This is a genomic window from Streptomyces sp. NRRL F-5123 (genome assembly GCF_000721495.1).
GTDB lineage: Bacteria > Actinomycetota > Actinomycetes > Streptomycetales > Streptomycetaceae > Actinacidiphila.
On record NZ_JOHY01000025.1, the window covers coordinates 1 to 15,770 of the forward strand.

Consider the following 15,770-nt stretch of genomic DNA (forward strand, 5'->3'; position numbering starts at 1 on the left):
GGCCGTCGGCGGAGACCACCACGGTGTGGGACACCCCGGGGGTGTTGTCCACGAAGTTGGTGATCAACCAGTTCAGGTTCTGTGCCGCCTGGCTCATCGCACTCAACTAACGCTCCTGATGATTCGTACCGAAACCACGGCCGTCGGTGGTCCCGCCACCGGCCTGCCGGCCCTGCTGGATACCCCGTCGGAGGTTGGTCAGCCGGCCGCGGACGTCGTCCGGGGCGCGGGAGACCTGCGGGCCGCCCTGCTGCGGCTGCGCCTGGGCGGCGCCGCCGGCCACGAGGTTCGCCCGCGGCACCCGGCGCGGCAGCCCCGACGGGGTGACCCCGCCGGCGGACGGCTCGCGCACCGACTCCGCGCGCTGGCGCAGCGCGTCGTTGGGCGAGGTCCGCCAGTTCGGCGTCTCCCTCGGCAGCGGCTGCGCCACCGGTCCTGCGGGCGCGGCCGGCGCGGACTGCGCCTGCTGCGGGGCGGCGGGCCGCGTCTGCGGCCCTGTTCCGGCCGGGGCGGCCGGGCGTTCGGTGGTGCGGGGCCGCTGCGGCGGCGCGGTGCGGCCCACCGGGCGCGGCGCGGGGGCCTGGCGGCCCTGCGCGCTCTGCTCGACGTGGATCTGCTGCATCCGCTCGGCCTGGCCCGTGCGGAACCAGTCGGACTCGATCGCCGAGAAGATCGGCGTCGGCTCGTCGCCGCGCGTCGGGGCCGGCGGCAGCGCCATCGGCTCCGTGTGCTGCGGCTCCTGGCGCGGCTGGCCCGGGTGCGGCTGGAACGGGCCGCGGTGCGACCCGGTGCCGTCGAGGCCCTCCGGGCCCGGCACCTCGTACGGCTGCTGCGGGGGCAGCGCGTGCCCGGCCGGCGTGCCCTGCGGGCGGGCGGCGGGCGGTGCGTACTGTCCGGTGGCGCCGCCGAAGTCGTCCTCGGCGCGGACCGCCGGGAACTGCGCGGTGTCGCCCGGGCCGCCCTGGCCCTGGCCGGGCTGCACGGGCCGCGGCGGCGCGGGGACGGGCGGGAACTGCGAGGTGTCGCCCGGGCCCGCCGGGGCCCGGAAGCCGCCGGTGTCCGCGGGGGCGCCGGGGCCGCCGGGAAGCCGGAACTGCCCGGTGCCGTCTGCCTGCTCGCGGCCGGGGCGGGCGAACTGCCCGGTGTCGCCGGGACCGCCGGGTGCCGGGAACTGCCCGGTGTCGCCGGGGCGGCCCGGGGCGGGGAACTGGCCGGTGTCGCCGGGTGCCGGGAACTGGCCGGTGTCGCCGGGTGCCGGGAACTGGCCGGTGCCGTACGTCTCCTGCGGCGTGCGGCCGCGGGGGAAGTCCCGGTCGTCGCGGTCGTTGCCGCCCTGCTGACGGGCCGGGAAGCGTCCGGTGTCCTCGCGCCGCGGCGCGTCCTGGCCGGATCCGTCGCGGCCGAAGCCCTCGGGGGCGAAGTCGTCCTCGGCGCGGACCGCCGGGAACTGCGCGGTGTCGCCCGGGCCGCCCTGTCCGGGGCGACCGCCCTGACCCTGGCCGGGCTGGGCGTCGGGGGTGGCCGAGGGGCCCTGGCGCGGGCCGGAGCGGCCGCCGAAGACATCGGTGCGGAAGCCGCTCGGGCCGGTGTCCTGCGGCTGCGGGGCCGGGAACTGCCCGGTGCCGCCGTCCTGCCGGAAGTCCGCGCGGGCTCCGGTGCCGGGCGCCGGCTCGACGTCCTCGTGGCCGCGCGGGGCGTCCGGCAGGCCGCGGTCGTCGCCGAAGCCCTGGCCCTGCGACCCGTCCTGTGCCGCCCAGCGGGGCGCCGGGGGCTGCTGCGGGCCGCCGCTGCGGCCGGGGGCGCCGCCCGCGGGGGCGGCCGGTGCGTTGCCCGGGCTGAGCGCCGGGCGCGGCCCGCCGCCCGCGACCTGGCCGCGCTGGGCCCGGCCGACCTGGGGCGAGTTGCCGAACGCGCTGGTGAGGCCGGGGCCGCCGGTGCCCGACGGTACGGCGCCCGCCGCGGCGGACTGGCCGCCCGCCGCCGGGGCGCCGGGGCGCTGGCCGCCGGCCGCGGCGTTCGCCTTGGCCGCGCCCTGCGTGACGTCGACGGGCAGCATGACCAGCGCCGTCGTACCGCCCGAGTCGGACGGCCGGAGCTGGATGCGGATGCCGTGGCGCAGGGACAGCCGGCCGACCACGAACAGGCCCATGCGGCGGGAGACGGAGACGTCCACCGTCGGCGGGTTGGCCAGCCGCTCGTTGATGTCGGCCAGGTCCTCCGGGGACAGGCCGATGCCGGTGTCGTGGATCTCGATCAGCACCCGCCCGTCGGGCAGCGCGTGACCGGTGACCCGCACCTTGGTCTGCGGGGAGGAGAACGACGTGGCGTTCTCCAGCAGCTCGGCGAGCAGGTGCACGAGGTCGTTGACGACGCGGCCGGTGACCTCGGCCGACGGGACCGAGGTCAGCTCGATGCGCTCGTACTGCTCCACCTCGGAGGCCGCGGCACGCAGCACGTCGACCAGCGGGACCGGCCGGGTCCACCGGCGGCCCGGCTCCTCACCGGCGAGGACCAGCAGGTTCTCGCCGTTGCGGCGCATACGGGTCGCGAGGTGGTCCAGCTTGAACAGCGACGACAGCTGGTCCGGGTCGGCCTCGCGCGACTCCAGCTCGGAGATGAGCGACAGCTGGCGCTGGATGAGGCCCTGGCTGCGGCGCGAGAGGTTGGTGAACATCGCGTTGACGTTGCCCCGCAGCAGGGCCTGCTCGGCGGCGAGCCGCACGGCCTCGCTGTGGACCTCGTCGAAGGCGCGGGCCACCTGGCCGATCTCGTCGCGGCTGTTGATGCCGATCGAGGCGACCGAGGTGTCGACGTCCTGCGGGTCGCTCTCGGACAGCTGCTTGACCAGCTCCGGCAGCCGCTTCTGGGCGACTTCCTGGGCGGTCTGCTGCAGCCGGCGCAGCGAGCGGATCATGGAGCGGGCGACGACGAAGGCGCCGACCACGGCGATGCCGAGGACCAGCAGGATGAGTGCACCGGAGATCAGCGCGTCCTGCTTGGCGGAGTCCTGGAGTTCCAGGGACTTCTGCCGCATCTCCTCCAGCAGCGACTGCTCGATGTGGTTCATCGCGTCGATCTTCGCCTTGGCGGCGTCGTCCCAGTCCAGGTACGACTCCGTCAGGCCCGCGATGCCGTCGGGGGAGCGGGCCACGCGCTCGGCCTCGGTGTCGTGCTTGTTGATGATCTCGTTGTCGCCCTGGATCGGCTTGAGCAGCTCGGCGCTGGGCGTTCCGTAGATGGTGGTGAACCGCTGGAGGTTGAGGTCCTCCTGCGAGGACGCCAGCTTCATCTCCTGGTAGTCGCCCGGGAGCAGGGTCGGCTTCTCGCCGGTCTTGGTGTGGGCGAGGGCCGCGCTGACCACCGCGCGCTGGATCGACTCGTACTCCTTGGCGGAGGAGAACGCCGCCAGGGCACGGGTGCTGGTCACCATGTCCGAGTTCTCGGTCGCCTGCGCCATGTCGACCGACAGGCCCAGCAGGGACTGGATGAAGCTGTCGTACGTGGTGACGGTCTGGGCGATCGACGAGGTGTCGGAGTTGTAGGCGCTGTCGCGCAGTCCCGCGAGGCTCGACAGCTGCACGTCGATCGCGATGAGGCTGGAGCGGACGCCGCTGTACAGGTCGCCGGACGAGTCGAGGTTGTCGCTCGCCGTGCGGTACGCCTTCTCCGCGCGGTTGGTGGCGGCACGCGACTGCGTCACGGCGTCCGTCGTGCGGCCGGAGGAGAGCGGTCCCGCGGAGCTGTCGCGCTCCTCGGCGAGCGCGTCGGCCAGCACGGTCGCCTTCTCGGCGATCTCTGTCAGCGCGTCGAGGCGCTGCAGTTGGTCGATGTTCTGCAGCGTGGTGTTGACGCGCATGCCGCCGAGTGCGCCGGCGGTGACCACCGGCAGGGCCAGCAGCGACACCAGCCGGGTGCTGATGCGCCAGTTGCGCATGGCTATTCGGGTGCCGGGTTTGCCGTTCAGGCCGGTGATCCGGCCCGCCTCGATCCCGCTGGGCGTGCTCGTCCGTCCGCCGGCCGCAGTCGTGCCCGGCGTGGCCGTCCCGGAGTCGCCCGCAGCCTGCGCAGGACCGTTGCCGGTCCCGCCGGGCTGCTGCTCCGCGTCGCCCGCCGCGCCGCTGTCCCTCTTGAAACGTCCCTGCACTAGCGTCGCAACCTCTGGACCAGGCGTCCCCCGCGGTGAGGCGGAAGGGACGGTGTCGAGTCATGGGGGCCCTGGCCACCCCGTTCTCAGCGTCGAGGAGGCCGTGCAGGCCCTTCACCGCCGCTCGGCACTCGTGCACGCCCCCTGCGCGCGCCGGCTCGATGTGATGCGGCGGTCCGGGAGATTCCAGCACAGTGCCGGATCCCCCAACAAGGGCCGTAGCCGACCTGTTGGAATCCGTGACCGACCGTGGCAGCGCTCCCACGGTGCGTATACCGATGATCTTGTGGATTCCGGCTATTTCCGGCACTCCGGACAAGATCACCCAGGCGGTACATGGCCCCTTGTGGGTGCGGCGTGCGGGTGGTTTCCGGTCATTGGTGCCGCTTGTCGGATTCCGGTACGCGACCGGAGTGTCCGTGATGCCGGGAAACGTACGCACTTCGTGAGCAAAATCACAGCCCGTCAGATGACTGCGCCCTCGGGGGCGGGGAATGGGCGCGGCTAACGTTGTGGTTTACACGAGTCGTACGTCTGTCAACCGCGGCCCGCCCGGCGGGTCCCCGAGTCCGCGAGGTCCCGAGCGCCGATGAAGACCACCATGACCGTCCGCCGCATCGCCAACCCGCGGCGCACCACTCTCGCGCATCTGAAGGACGCCTCGGAACTCACCGCCGCTGTGACCTCCGTCGCTCCCGACGCGCCCGCGGGGGAACGCCCGCTGCCGGCCACGACGGCCAACCCCCGGCGCACGATCCTCAACGAGCTGCCCAAGCCGCCCGTCGCCTGAACCCCGCACCCCGCGGCTGACCTGCGGCGACGCTCCGTCAGGCGAGACGGCCCCGGACGATAGGCTTGCGTTCATGCGCATCGCCAGGTTCTCCATCGACGGCAATGTCGCCTTCGGCGCTGTCGAAGGCGACCCGACGTCCGGCCCGGGCGGTCCCGGCAGCCTGGACGGCCTCGTCGTCGACATCATCAAAGGCGTCCCCTTCGCGGACTTCGAACTGTCCGGCACCAAGGTGCCGCTGGGCGGGTCCGGCTCCGTCCGGCTGCTGCCACCCGTGCTTCCCAGCAAGGTCGTCGCGATCGGCCGCAACTACGCCGCCCACGCGGCCGAGCTGGGCAACGAGGTGCCGGACGCGCCCTGGGCCTTCTTCAAGCCCTCCACCTCCGTGATCGGGCCCGGCGACAGCATCGTCTACCCGTCCTTCTCGCACGAGGTGCACCACGAGGCGGAGCTGGCGGTCGTCATCGGCCGGCTGTGCCGCGAGGTGCCGCGCGAGCGGGTCAAGGACGTCATCCTCGGCTACACCTGCGCCAACGACGTCACGGCGCGGGACACCCAGCGGAGCGAGAAGCAGTGGGCGCGGGCCAAGGGCTTCGACTCCTCCTGCCCGCTCGGCCCGTGGATCGAGACCGGTATCGACCTCGCGGGCGCCGCCGACCTGGCGATCACCGCGACCGTCAACGGCGAACTGCGGCAGGCCGGCCGCACCGGGCAGATGATCCACTCCATCGAGGACCTGGTCGTCAACGTCAGCGAGGCGATGACCCTGCTGCCCGGCGACGTCATCCTCACCGGCACTCCCGCCGGGGTCGGCCCGCTGACCCCCGGCGACGAGGTCGCCGTCACCATCGAAGGCATCGGCACTCTCACCAACAAGGTGATCTCGCGTGGCTAGCGCCCCCACCCCCGTTCCCGCGGACTCCGGCATCCGGGTCCGCTTCTGCCCCTCGCCGACCGGCAACCCGCACGTCGGGCTGGTCCGCACGGCCCTGTTCAACTGGGCCTTCGCCCGCCACCACCAGGGCACCCTGGTGCTGCGCATCGAGGACACCGACGCCGCGCGCGACTCCGAGGAGTCCTACACCGCGCTGCTGGACTCGCTGCGCTGGCTCGGCCTCGACTGGGACGAGGGCCCCGAGGTCGGCGGCCCGCACCCGCCCTACCGGCAGTCCCAGCGCATGGACCTCTACGCCGACGTCGTGCGGCGGCTGAAGGAGGCCGGGCACGCCTACGACTGCTACTGCTCCACCGAGGAGCTGGACGCCCGCCGCGAGGCCGCCCGCGCCGCCGGCCGCCCCTCCGGCTACGACGGCCACTGCCGCGAGCTGACCGCCGCGCAGGTGGCCGCCTACACCGCCGAGGGCCGCAGCCCCGTCGTGCGCTTCCGGATGCCGGACAAGGTGATCACCTTCACCGACCTGGTGCGCGGCGAGCTGTCCTTCAGCCCGGAGAACGTCCCGGACTACGGCATCGTGCGGGCGAACGGCGCACCGCTCTACACCCTCGTCAACCCGGTCGACGACGCCGCCATGGGCATCACCCACGTGCTGCGCGGCGAGGACCTGCTGTCCTCCACCCCGCGGCAGATCGCGCTGTACGAGGCACTCACCGAGCTGGGCCTGGCGAAGTACACCCCGAGCTTCGGGCACCTGCCGTACGTGATGGGCGAGGGCAACAAGAAGCTGTCCAAGCGCGACCCGGAGTCCTCGCTCAACCTCTACCGCGAGCGCGGCTTCCTGCCCGAGGGGCTGCTGAACTACCTCTCGCTGCTCGGCTGGTCCTTCTCCGCCGACCGCGACGTCTTCTCCAAGGACGAGATGGTCGCGAAGTTCGACATCGGGGACGTCAACGCCAACCCGGCGCGCTTCGACCTGAAGAAGGCCGAGGCGATCAACGCCGACCACATCCGGCTGCTGGACCCCGCCGCGTTCGCCGAGGCCTGCGGGCCGTGGCTGCAGGCCCCGTACGCGCCGTGGGCGCCGGAGGACTTCGACGAGGCCGCCTGGCAGGCCATCGCGCCGTACGCGCAGACCCGGCTGACGGTGCTGTCCGACATCACCGCCAACGTCGACTTCCTCTTCCTGCCCGAGCCCGCCGACGACGAGGCGTCCTGGGCCAAGGCGATGAAGGAGGGCTCCGACGCCCTGCTGCGCACCGCGCGGGAGAAGCTCGGGGACGCCGACTGGTCGAGCCCCGAGGCGCTCAAGGAGGCCGTGCTGGCAGCCGGTGAGGCGCACGGCCTCAAGCTCGGCAAGGCGCAGGCCCCGGTGCGGGTCGCGGTGACCGGCCGCACGGTCGGGCTGCCGCTCTTCGAGTCCCTCCAGGTTCTCGGCCGGGAGCGCTCGCTGGCCCGGATCGACCGGGCCCTGGCCCGCCTCGCGGGCTGACCGGGGGCGTGTCCGGCCGGATCCGGGTGCACGCCACCGGCGCATGACCGGCGCAGCATCCGCGGGCTCCGCCCGGCCCGGCTAGATTCGCCGGTATGGCGATCCGCGCGGTGCTGTGGGACATCGACGACACACTCTTCGACTACGCCGGTGCCGAGCGCACCGGCATGCGGCACCACCTGGCACACGAGGGCCTGCCCGACGGTTACGACGACGTCGAGCAGGCCCTCGACCGTTGGCGGGACCTGACCGTGCGGCAATGGGAGCGCTTCGCCGCCGGCGAGGTCGACTTCGCCGGGCAGCGCAGGGAGCGGGTACGCGGCTTCCTGGGCGCGCCGCTGTCCGACGCCGAGGCCGACGAGTGGTTCGAGCGGCACCGGCTGCACTACGAGGCCGCCTGGGCGCTCTTCCCGGACGCCCTGCCCGCTCTCGACGGGCTCGCCGCCGGTTACCGGCACGCGGTGCTGTCCAACTCCGCCTTCGAGCACCAGGACCGCAAGCTGCGCGCGCTGGGCGTCCGGGAGCGTTTCGAGGTGCTGCTGTGCGCGGCCGAGCTGGGCGTCCACAAGCCGGACGCCGCCGCCTTCCACGCCGCCTGCGGGGCCCTGGAGCTGGCGCCGGAGGAGGTCGCGTACGTCGGCAACGAGCCGGACATCGACGCCCGCGGGGCCATGGACGCGGGGCTGCTGGGCATCTGGCTGGACCGCGGCGGCAGCGGCGGGCGGCCCGACCTGACCCGCATCACCGGGCTCGGCGAGCTGGCCGCGATGCTCCGTCCCGATACTCGTTTTGGTGCGGTGTCCCTGATCGGGTAATGTTCTTCCTGCGCCGCCGGAGAGGCCGAAAGGCCCGGACCGGAGCGCAAGCCGAACAAGACCCGCAGGGGTTGCGTTTTGGTGGGGTATGGTGTAATTGGCAACACGGCTGATTCTGGTTCAGTTGTTCTAGGTTCGAGTCCTGGTACCCCAGCGCGTTTCGTGCGAGCCCCCGTTGTGTAGCGGCCTAGCACGCTGCCCTCTCAAGGCAGTAGCGCCGGTTCGAATCCGGTCGGGGGTACTGATCCTTCACTCCGTTCTCATCGGGTCGCTCCCGGTGCGGACGATGACAGGATCGCCAGGCCTGCCCCCGTTGTGTAGCGGCCTAGCACGCTGCCCTCTCAAGGCAGTAGCGCCGGTTCGAATCCGGTCGGGGGTACGCATCCGCAGGACATGCGAAACCGAGCCCGTCGCGCCAGTCGCGGCGGGCTCCGGTGTTTTACGGGTCCTGTGCCGTCCGAGAGCCGAACACCCGCATCCGGTGCGTACGTGTTCCGCGTCACGCGTCCCCCCGGTCCACGGCTTCGTCGGCGCGGACCGGGCGGGCGGCAGGGCGGGGAGGGGTCAGCCGGAGCGGCGCAGGGCCTCGGAGAGCCGGGCGGCGGCGTCCACGACGGCCTGCGCGTGCATCCGGCCCGGGTGCCGGGTCAGCCGCTCGATCGGGCCGGAGACCGACACCGCGGCCACCACCCGGTTCGACGGCCCGCGCACCGGGGCCGAGACGGACGCCACACCGGGCTCCCGCTCGCCGATCGACTGTGCCCAGCCCCTGCGTCGCACGCCGGACAGTGCGGTGGCCGTGAAGCGCGCGCCCTGCAGCCCGCGGTGCAGCCGCTCGGGCTCCTCCCAGGCCATCAGGACCTGCGCGGCCGAGCCGGCCTTCATCGGCAGCGTGGAGCCGACCGGCACCGTGTCCCGCAGGCCGGACAGCCGCTCGGCGGCGGCGACGCAGATGCGCATGTCGCCCTGCCGCCGGTAGAGCTGGGCGCTCTCGCCGGTCACGTCCCGCAGGTGGGTGAGGACGGGGCCCGCCGTGGCGAGCAGCCGGTCCTCGCCGGCGGCGGCGGCCAGCTCGGAGAGCCGGGGGCCGAGGATGAAGCGGCCCTGCATGTCGCGGGCCACCATGCGATGGTGTTCGAGCGCGACCGCCAGCCGGTGCGCGGTCGGGCGGGCGAGACCCGTGGCGCCGACAAGCCCGGCCAGGGTGGCCGGTCCTGACTCCAGTGCGCTGAGCACCAGAGCGGCCTTGTCGAGAACGCCGACGCCGCTAGAGTTGTCCATGCAACGATACTCGCGTCTCACACTCTGAAACGCAAGTTCAATTTCTCCCGGAACCCGTCAGGCTGGGAGCACAGCGCAGAAACCACACACCGAGTTGGCCGGGGTCGACGACGCCCCAGGCCGGAGGGACAGCGATGGGTAGGACACTCGCGGAAAAAGTCTGGGACGACCATGTCGTCCGCCGCGCCGAAGGCGAGCCCGATCTGCTCTTCATCGATCTTCACCTGCTCCACGAGGTGACCAGCCCGCAGGCATTCGACGGGCTGCGGATGAACGGCAGGCAGGTGCGCCGCACCGACCTCACCATCGCCACCGAGGACCACAACACCCCGACCCTCGACATCGACAAGCCGATCGCCGACCCGGTCTCCCGCACGCAGCTGGAGACGCTGCGCAAGAACTGCGCCGAGTTCGGCGTGCGGCTGCACCCGCTGGGCGACGTCGAGCAGGGTGTGGTGCACGTGGTCGGCCCGCAGCTGGGCCTGACCCAGCCGGGCACCACGGTGGTGTGCGGTGACAGCCACACCTCCACCCACGGCGCGTTCGGCGCGCTGGCGTTCGGCATCGGCACCTCGCAGGTCGAGCACGTGCTGGCCACCCAGACGCTGCCGCTGGCGCCGTTCCGGACCATGGCCGTCACCGTCGACGGCGAGCTGCCCGAGGGCGTCACGGCCAAGGACCTGATCCTCGCCGTGATCGCGCAGATCGGCACCGGCGGCGGCCAGGGCTACGTCATCGAGTACCGCGGCTCCGCCATCGAGAAGCTGTCGATGGAGTCCCGGATGACCGTCTGCAACATGTCGATCGAGGCGGGCGCCCGGGCCGGCATGATCGCCCCCGACCAGATCACCTTCGACTACCTGGAGGGCCGCGTCCACGCGCCCCAGGGCGAGGACTGGGACGCCGCGGTCGCGTACTGGAAGACGCTGCGCACCGACGAGGACGCGGTCTTCGACCACGAGGTGCGGATCGATGCGGCTACCCTCTCGCCGTTCGTCACCTGGGGCACGAACCCCGGCCAGGGCGCGCCGCTGAGCGCGTCGGTGCCCGACCCGGCCTCGTTCGCCGACCCCGGCGACCGGCTGTCCGCGGAGAAGGCGCTGGAGTACATGGGCCTCAACGCCGGCCAGCCGCTGCGCGAGGTCGCCGTGGACACCGTCTTCGTCGGCTCGTGCACCAACGGCCGGATCGAGGACCTGCGGGCCGCGGCCTCCGTCGTACAGGGCCGCAAGGTCGCCGACGGCGTCCGCATGCTGGTCGTGCCGGGTTCGGTACGGGTCGCGCTGCAGGCCGTCGAGGAGGGCCTGGACAAGGTCTTCACCGCCGCCGGCGCCGAGTGGCGGCACGCGGGCTGCTCGATGTGCCTGGGCATGAACCCCGACCAACTGGCGCCCGGCGAGCGCAGCGCGTCCACGTCCAACCGCAACTTCGAGGGGCGGCAGGGCAAGGGCGGCCGCACCCACCTGGTCTCTCCGCAGGTCGCCGCCGCGACGGCGGTGCTGGGTCACCTCGCCTCGCCCGCCGACCTGTCCGACGCGCCCGTACTGACGGAGGTCTGAGCCCGATGGAAGCCTTCACCACCCACACCGGCCGGGCCGTGCCGCTGCGCCGCGGCAATGTCGACACCGACCAGATCATCCCCGCGCACTGGCTCAAGAAGGTCACTCGCAACGGCTTCGAGGACGGTCTGTTCGAGGCCTGGCGCAAGGACCCGGAGTTCGTCCTGAACCGCCCCGAGCGGCAGGGCGCCACCGTGCTGGTGGCCGGCCCCGACTTCGGCACCGGCTCGTCCCGCGAGCACGCCGTGTGGGCGCTGCAGAACTACGGTTTCAAGACCGTGCTCTCGTCCCGCTTCGCCGACATCTTCCGTGGCAACTCGCTCAAGAACGGCCTGCTCACGGTCGTGCTGCCGCAGGAGACCGTCGAGGCGCTGTGGAAGCTGACCGAGGCCGACCCGACGGCGGAGATCACCGTCGACCTGGTCGCCCGCGAGGTCCGCGCCGAGGGCGTGACCGCGTCGTTCGAGCTGGACGACAACGCGCGCTGGCGGCTGCTCGAAGGGCTGGACGACATCAGCCTGACGCTCGCCAACGAGGCGGACATCGCCGCCTACGAGGCCGGCCGGCCGTCCTTCAAGCCCAGCACCGTCCGGGTCTGAGCACCGGTACCACCGGCACACGGCACCTTCCCAAGCGCCCTCCGCGTTCACGCGGGGGGCGCTTTGCCGTGCCCGCACGCCCCCGCCGCGGTGTGCACGCTCGTCCAAAAGACCGGTCCACGGGTGCCGGAACACCCGGTTGGCCCTGTCATGCCTGACAACTCGCCGCAGATGGCACAATCGACGCATGGAACCCGACGGCCAACTCCAGCTCTACGGGGTTCTCGCCGCGCGGCTGAAGCAGGCGCACACCCGGGTCGCCAATCCCGAAGTCCCTGATGAGACCAGGCGGGAGTTGACCCGCAGGCTCCTCGCGGTGACCGCCGCGGCCAAGCACGACCTCGCCGACGCGGCCCGGCGCCTCGACGTGCTGACCGCGGAGTTGGACGCCCTCGGAATCCCCGATCGGTGATCGCGTAACCCCTGAGTCTGTTGCGGCACAAGGGTGATTCGCCCGTTTCGTATTTGATTTGCGGTATATATCCCCCTAGCGTGCGAAAAGGCCCGCACTCATTCGCCGGGCAAGTTTCCGAAGGGGAAGACGTGAACAAGGCGCAGCTCGTAGAAGCGATTGCCGACAAGGTGGGCGGCCGGCAGGCCGCCGCGGACGCGGTTGACGCGGTTCTCGACGCGGTCGTCCGCGCGGTGGTGGCCGGCGACCGGGTGTCGGTCACCGGCTTCGGTTCGTTCGAGAAGGTGGAACGACCCGCCCGCTACGCCCGCAACCCCCAGACCGGGGAGCGGGTCCGGGTCAAGAAGACCTCCGTGCCGCGCTTCCGCGCAGGCCAGGGCTTCAAGGACCTGGTCAGCGGCGCGAAGAAGCTCCCGCGCAGCGGCGAGGTCTCGGTCAAGAAGGCGCCCAAGGGCAGCCTGACCGGCGGCGGCGCCTCCACCACCGCGCGGACCACCACCAAGAAGGCCGCCGCGAAGAAGGCCACGGCCGCGAAGAAGACCGTCGCGAAGAAGACCACGGCGGCCAAGAAGACCGCCGCGAAGAAGACCACGGCCGCCAAGAAGACCGCCGCGAAGAAGACCGCCACGGCCAAGAAGACCGCCGCCAAGAAGGCGCCGGCGAAGAAGGCGACGGCCAAGAAGACCCCGGGCAAGAAGACCTCGGCCCGCAAGACGACAGCCAAGCGCGCCGCAGCCAGGTAGGCCGCCTCCACCACGACCGCCATCGGGGCGCCGTCCGGGCCGCGCGGCCGCCACGGCCGGCGCCGGAAGACCCCAGGATCCGAAAGACCGCACCGGGCCGGGCACCCGCAGGGTGACCCGGCCCGCGCCGTGCCTGCCCCCGCGCGTCGTGCCTGCTCCCGCGCGTCGTGCCTGCTCCCGCGCGTCGTGCCTGCTCCCGCGCGTCGTGCCTGCCCCCGGCGCGCCCTTCCCGGCCGCCGTGCCCTTCCCGCCCCGCCCGGCGGGCGCCCGCGTCCCGCCCGGGGTTACGCGCCCGGGTCCGGATACGTCTGCAGCGTCACGAAGACCACTCGCCGCGCCGCGCCCTCGCCCTCGGTGCGGATCCGCACCCGCTGGCCCGCGCGCAGCAGCCGCAGGCCGCCCGAGTCGAAGGCCGCCGCGTCGAAGGGCACCGGCGTCCCGTCGTCCAGCAGCACGCTGCCCTCGCGGGTGCCGGGGTCAAAGGTGAACGCGGTGGCTTGCATGGCCTCAGCCTACGGGGTGCCCGGGTGCCCCGGCCGGGGCCCGCTCACGCCGTGCGGGCCGGGAAGAGCGCGGCGGTGCGCGGGCCCAGGCCCAGCGCGCGGGCCGCGTCCAGGTCGGCGCCGGTGTCGACGTCCTGGCGTACCGAGGGCACCGCGGGCAGCGTGATCTCCCGCGCGCCCGACGCCAGGTGGCGGGCCCGGGACGCGCCGCCGAAGCCGGGGGAGAGCGGCACGCCCGGCGACGCGGTCAGCAAGGTTGTCCCCACGCCCGCCGCATCGGTCAGGAAAGCCCGCCCAGGCAGCCCCGCGGCCTCCGCCAGCACTTCGCCCAGCTCCGCGGGCCGCAAGGCCGGGAGATCGCCGTTGAGCGCGCCGACCGCCGCGCCGGGCACCCGGTCGCGCACCCTTTCGGCACCGTGGCGCAGCGCCGCGTTCAGCCCGGCCGCCGGAAGGTCGGGCAGGACGAGCGCCCCCAGCGCGGTCGCCTCCGTGCCCGCCAGCGGGTCGTCGGTCACCACCGTGACGTCCGCCACGCGCGGGCAGGCCAGCGCCGCCGCGACCGTGTCGAGGAGGAAGGCCAGCGCGAGCGCAGGGCGCCCCGGCCCCGGAGCGCCCGCGAGCCGGCTCTTGGCCAGCGCGAGCGGTTTGAGCGGCACGACCAGCGACCACCGCCGCGTCACATCCACCGGACCATCCACCGCACCATTGTCACCGAGGGCCAGAGGCGCCCCGCGGCCGCCGCGGCCCTGGCGTTAGTCTCTGGTAGCCGCGATGCTGAGCGGCAGCGCCATCGCAACGAAGAGGAGTCCGGGTGTCTGGCCGCAGAATCGGTTTCTGGTACCGCCTGGCGGCCGTCATCGTGAAACCGCCGCTCATTGCGCTGTTCAAGCGGGATTGGCGCGGAATGGAGCACATTCCGGCCGACGGCGGATTCATCACGGCCGTCAACCACAACTCGTATCTCGACCCGCTGTCGTACGCGCATTACCAGTACAACACCGGGCGGGTGCCGCGCTTCCTGGCCAAGGCCGCGCTGTTCAAGCCGAAGTTCGTCGGGTCGGTGCTGCGCGGCACCGGCCAGATCCCGGTCTTCCGGGACAGCTCGGACGCCGCCAACGCCTTCCGGGCCGCCGTCGCGGCGATCGAGAAGGGTGAATGCGTCGCCTTCTACCCCGAGGGCACCCTCACCCGCGACCCGGACCAGTGGCCGATGATCGCCAAGACCGGCATCGCCCGCGTCGCGCTCATCACCAAGGCCCCGGTCGTCCCGGTCGCCCAGTGGGGCGCCAACGAGGCCATGCCGCCGTACGCCAAGGAGAAGAAGATCCGGCTCTTCCCGCGCAAGACGCTGCGGGTGCTCGCCGGACCGCCCGTCGACCTCTCGGCGTACTACTCCCAGGAGCCCACCAGCGAGGTGCTGCGCGAGGTCACCGCGGTCATCATGCGCGCGGTGACCGAACTCCTCGCCGAGGTGCGCGGCGAGCCCGCCCCCGCGGGGCTGTTCGACCCGCGCGCGGCACGGGAGGGCAAGTGACGGCACGCTGCGCGGTCTTCGGCACCGGCTCGTGGGGCACGGCCTTCGCCATGGTGCTGGCCGACGCCGGGTGCGAGGTGTCGCTGTGGGGCCGCAGGGCGTCCGTCGCCGAGGCCATCAACACCACGCGGCACAACCCCGACTACCACCCGGGCCTCGAACTGCCCGCCGCCGTCACCGCCACCGCCGACGCCGCCGAGGCGGCACGGGACGCGGACATGGTCTTCCTCACCGTGCCCTCGCAGACGCTGCGCGGCAACCTGGCCGAGTGGGCGCCGCTGCTGCGCCCCGACGCGGTGCTGGTCAGCCTGATGAAGGGCATCGAACTCGGCACCGCCAAGCGGATGAGCGAGGTCATCGAGGAGGTCGCCAAGGCGGGCCCGGAGCGCGTCGCGGTGCTCTCCGGCCCCAACCTCGCGCCGGAGATCGTCCAGCGGCAGCCCGCCGCGTCCGTCGTCGCCTGCGCGGACGACGCCGTGGCCCGGCAGATCCAGGCCGCCTGCCACACCGGCTACTTCCGGCCGTACACCAACACCGACGTGGTCGGCTGCGAACTGGGCGGCGCCGTCAAGAACGTCATCGGCCTCGCGGTCGGCATCGCCGACGGCATGGGGCTCGGCGACAACACCAAGGCCTCGCTCATCACCCGCGGCCTTGCCGAGACCACCCGGCTGGGCCTGGCGATGGGCGCCGACGCCCACACCTTCGCCGGGCTCGCCGGCATGGGCGACCTGGTGGCCACCTGCTCCTCGCCGCTGTCCCGCAACCACACCTTCGGCACCAACCTCGGCCGCGGCATGAGCCTCGCCGAGACCATCGCGGTCACCCCCCAGACCGCGGAGGGCGTCAAATCCTGCGAGTCGGTGGCCGAACTCGCTCGCCGCCACGGCGTGGACATGCCGATCACGGAGACCGTGGTCGATATCGTGCACAACGGAAAGCCGCCGGTCGTGGCCGTGCGGGAATTGATGTCACGGTCCGCGAAGCCCGAAAGGTAAGGTCG

14 protein-coding genes, 3 tRNA genes and 1 pseudogene are annotated in these 15,770 nt (G+C 72.9%); 13 read left to right on the forward strand and 5 right to left on the reverse strand.

Annotated elements, in window-relative coordinates; translation table 11 throughout:
- A pseudogene (locus IH54_RS0120790) lies at window positions 1–106 on the reverse strand (roadblock/LC7 domain-containing protein); the annotation flags it as partial.
- Window positions 107–4,144, reverse strand: a complete 4,038-nt coding sequence (locus tag IH54_RS0120795) for a nitrate- and nitrite sensing domain-containing protein (protein ID WP_031518916.1) — start codon at window positions 4,142–4,144, stop codon at window positions 107–109.
- A gap of 589 nt (window positions 4,145–4,733) precedes the next feature.
- Between IH54_RS0120795 and IH54_RS0120800 the strand changes: the two genes are divergently transcribed.
- From IH54_RS0120800 to IH54_RS0120830, 7 genes are all read left to right on the forward strand, one after another.
- Window positions 4,734–4,934, forward strand: coding sequence for a hypothetical protein (locus IH54_RS0120800; protein ID WP_031518919.1), 201 nt, complete (start codon window positions 4,734–4,736; stop codon window positions 4,932–4,934).
- A 73-nt stretch (window positions 4,935–5,007) separates the two neighbouring features.
- Window positions 5,008–5,829: a fumarylacetoacetate hydrolase family protein gene (locus IH54_RS0120805; protein WP_031518922.1), complete on the forward strand. Its 822-nt coding sequence runs from the start codon at window positions 5,008–5,010 to the stop codon at window positions 5,827–5,829.
- Window positions 5,822–7,321 (forward strand): glutamate--tRNA ligase, encoded by a 1,500-nt coding sequence (gene gltX, locus IH54_RS0120810; RefSeq protein WP_031518925.1) that lies wholly within the window; start codon window positions 5,822–5,824, stop codon window positions 7,319–7,321. The genes IH54_RS0120805 and gltX overlap by 8 nt, the downstream gene beginning before the upstream one ends.
- Window positions 7,322–7,416: 95 nt before the next feature.
- On the forward strand, window positions 7,417–8,136 hold the full coding sequence (locus tag IH54_RS0120815) for an HAD family hydrolase (RefSeq protein WP_031518927.1): 720 nt from the start codon (window positions 7,417–7,419) through the stop codon (window positions 8,134–8,136).
- Between the two features lie 82 nt (window positions 8,137–8,218).
- Window positions 8,219–8,290 (forward strand) — tRNA-Gln (locus IH54_RS0120820).
- A 14-nt stretch (window positions 8,291–8,304) separates the two neighbouring features.
- Window positions 8,305–8,377, forward strand: a tRNA-Glu gene (locus tag IH54_RS0120825).
- Window positions 8,378–8,442: 65 nt separating this feature from the next.
- Window positions 8,443–8,515 (forward strand) — tRNA-Glu (locus IH54_RS0120830).
- A gap of 185 nt (window positions 8,516–8,700) precedes the next feature.
- Here the strand turns inward: IH54_RS0120830 and ndgR are convergent.
- Window positions 8,701–9,417: an IclR family transcriptional regulator NdgR gene (gene ndgR, locus IH54_RS0120835; protein ID WP_031518929.1), complete on the reverse strand. Its 717-nt coding sequence runs from the start codon at window positions 9,415–9,417 to the stop codon at window positions 8,701–8,703.
- A 134-nt stretch (window positions 9,418–9,551) separates the two neighbouring features.
- Between ndgR and leuC the strand changes: the two genes are divergently transcribed.
- The 4 genes from leuC to IH54_RS0120855 all read left to right on the forward strand — a co-directional run bounded on the left by leuC (window position 9,552) and on the right by IH54_RS0120855 (window position 12,730).
- A complete protein-coding gene (leuC, locus tag IH54_RS0120840; RefSeq protein WP_031518932.1) occupies window positions 9,552–10,976 on the forward strand; it encodes a 3-isopropylmalate dehydratase large subunit in 1,425 nt (474 codons plus the stop codon).
- A 5-nt stretch (window positions 10,977–10,981) separates the two neighbouring features.
- Complete coding sequence (gene leuD, locus IH54_RS0120845) at window positions 10,982–11,575, forward strand: 3-isopropylmalate dehydratase small subunit (protein ID WP_031518934.1); 594 nt, start codon at window positions 10,982–10,984, stop codon at window positions 11,573–11,575.
- Window positions 11,576–11,762: 187 nt separating this feature from the next.
- Complete coding sequence (locus tag IH54_RS0120850; RefSeq protein WP_031518937.1) at window positions 11,763–11,987, forward strand: hypothetical protein; 225 nt, start codon at window positions 11,763–11,765, stop codon at window positions 11,985–11,987.
- A 131-nt stretch (window positions 11,988–12,118) separates the two neighbouring features.
- Window positions 12,119–12,730: an HU family DNA-binding protein gene (locus IH54_RS0120855; protein WP_031518940.1), complete on the forward strand. Its 612-nt coding sequence runs from the start codon at window positions 12,119–12,121 to the stop codon at window positions 12,728–12,730.
- Window positions 12,731–13,014: 284 nt separating this feature from the next.
- On the opposite strand, the gene IH54_RS0120860 is transcribed toward IH54_RS0120855, so the two are convergent.
- Both IH54_RS0120860 and cofC read right to left on the reverse strand, forming a co-directional pair.
- On the reverse strand, window positions 13,015–13,233 hold the full coding sequence (locus IH54_RS0120860) for a hypothetical protein (RefSeq protein ID WP_031518942.1): 219 nt from the start codon (window positions 13,231–13,233) through the stop codon (window positions 13,015–13,017).
- Window positions 13,234–13,277: 44 nt separating this feature from the next.
- Window positions 13,278–13,931 carry a 2-phospho-L-lactate guanylyltransferase gene (gene cofC / locus IH54_RS0120865; RefSeq protein ID WP_031518944.1) on the reverse strand — a complete coding sequence of 218 codons (654 nt, stop codon included), beginning with the start codon at window positions 13,929–13,931 and terminating at the stop codon, window positions 13,278–13,280.
- Window positions 13,932–14,044: 113 nt separating this feature from the next.
- Between cofC and IH54_RS0120870 the strand changes: the two genes are divergently transcribed.
- Window positions 14,045–14,767: a lysophospholipid acyltransferase family protein gene (locus IH54_RS0120870; protein WP_031518946.1), complete on the forward strand. Its 723-nt coding sequence runs from the start codon at window positions 14,045–14,047 to the stop codon at window positions 14,765–14,767.
- The gene (locus tag IH54_RS0120875) at window positions 14,764–15,765 is read left to right on the forward strand and encodes an NAD(P)H-dependent glycerol-3-phosphate dehydrogenase (RefSeq protein ID WP_031518948.1); all 1,002 of its coding nucleotides are present in this window, start codon (window positions 14,764–14,766) and stop codon (window positions 15,763–15,765) included. The genes IH54_RS0120870 and IH54_RS0120875 overlap by 4 nt, the downstream gene beginning before the upstream one ends.
- The last annotated feature ends 5 nt before the right edge of the window (window positions 15,766–15,770 follow it).

What these genes read in the sequence shown, in the direction of transcription:
- IH54_RS0120860 (WP_031518942.1), bottom strand. Translation starts at nt 13,233, where the DNA reads ATGCAAGCCACCGCGTTCACCTTTGACCCCGGCACCCGCGAGGGCAGC.
- leuD (WP_031518934.1), top strand. Translation starts at nt 10,982, where the DNA reads ATGGAAGCCTTCACCACCCACACCGGCCGGGCCGTGCCGCTGCGCCGC.
- IH54_RS0120800 (WP_031518919.1), top strand. Translation starts at nt 4,734, where the DNA reads ATGAAGACCACCATGACCGTCCGCCGCATCGCCAACCCGCGGCGCACC.
- leuC (WP_031518932.1), top strand. Translation starts at nt 9,552, where the DNA reads ATGGGTAGGACACTCGCGGAAAAAGTCTGGGACGACCATGTCGTCCGC.
- IH54_RS0120805 (WP_031518922.1), top strand. Translation starts at nt 5,008, where the DNA reads ATGCGCATCGCCAGGTTCTCCATCGACGGCAATGTCGCCTTCGGCGCT.
- ndgR (WP_031518929.1), bottom strand. Translation starts at nt 9,417, where the DNA reads ATGGACAACTCTAGCGGCGTCGGCGTTCTCGACAAGGCCGCTCTGGTG.
- IH54_RS0120815 (WP_031518927.1), top strand. Translation starts at nt 7,417, where the DNA reads ATGGCGATCCGCGCGGTGCTGTGGGACATCGACGACACACTCTTCGAC.
- IH54_RS0120850 (WP_031518937.1), top strand. Translation starts at nt 11,763, where the DNA reads ATGGAACCCGACGGCCAACTCCAGCTCTACGGGGTTCTCGCCGCGCGG.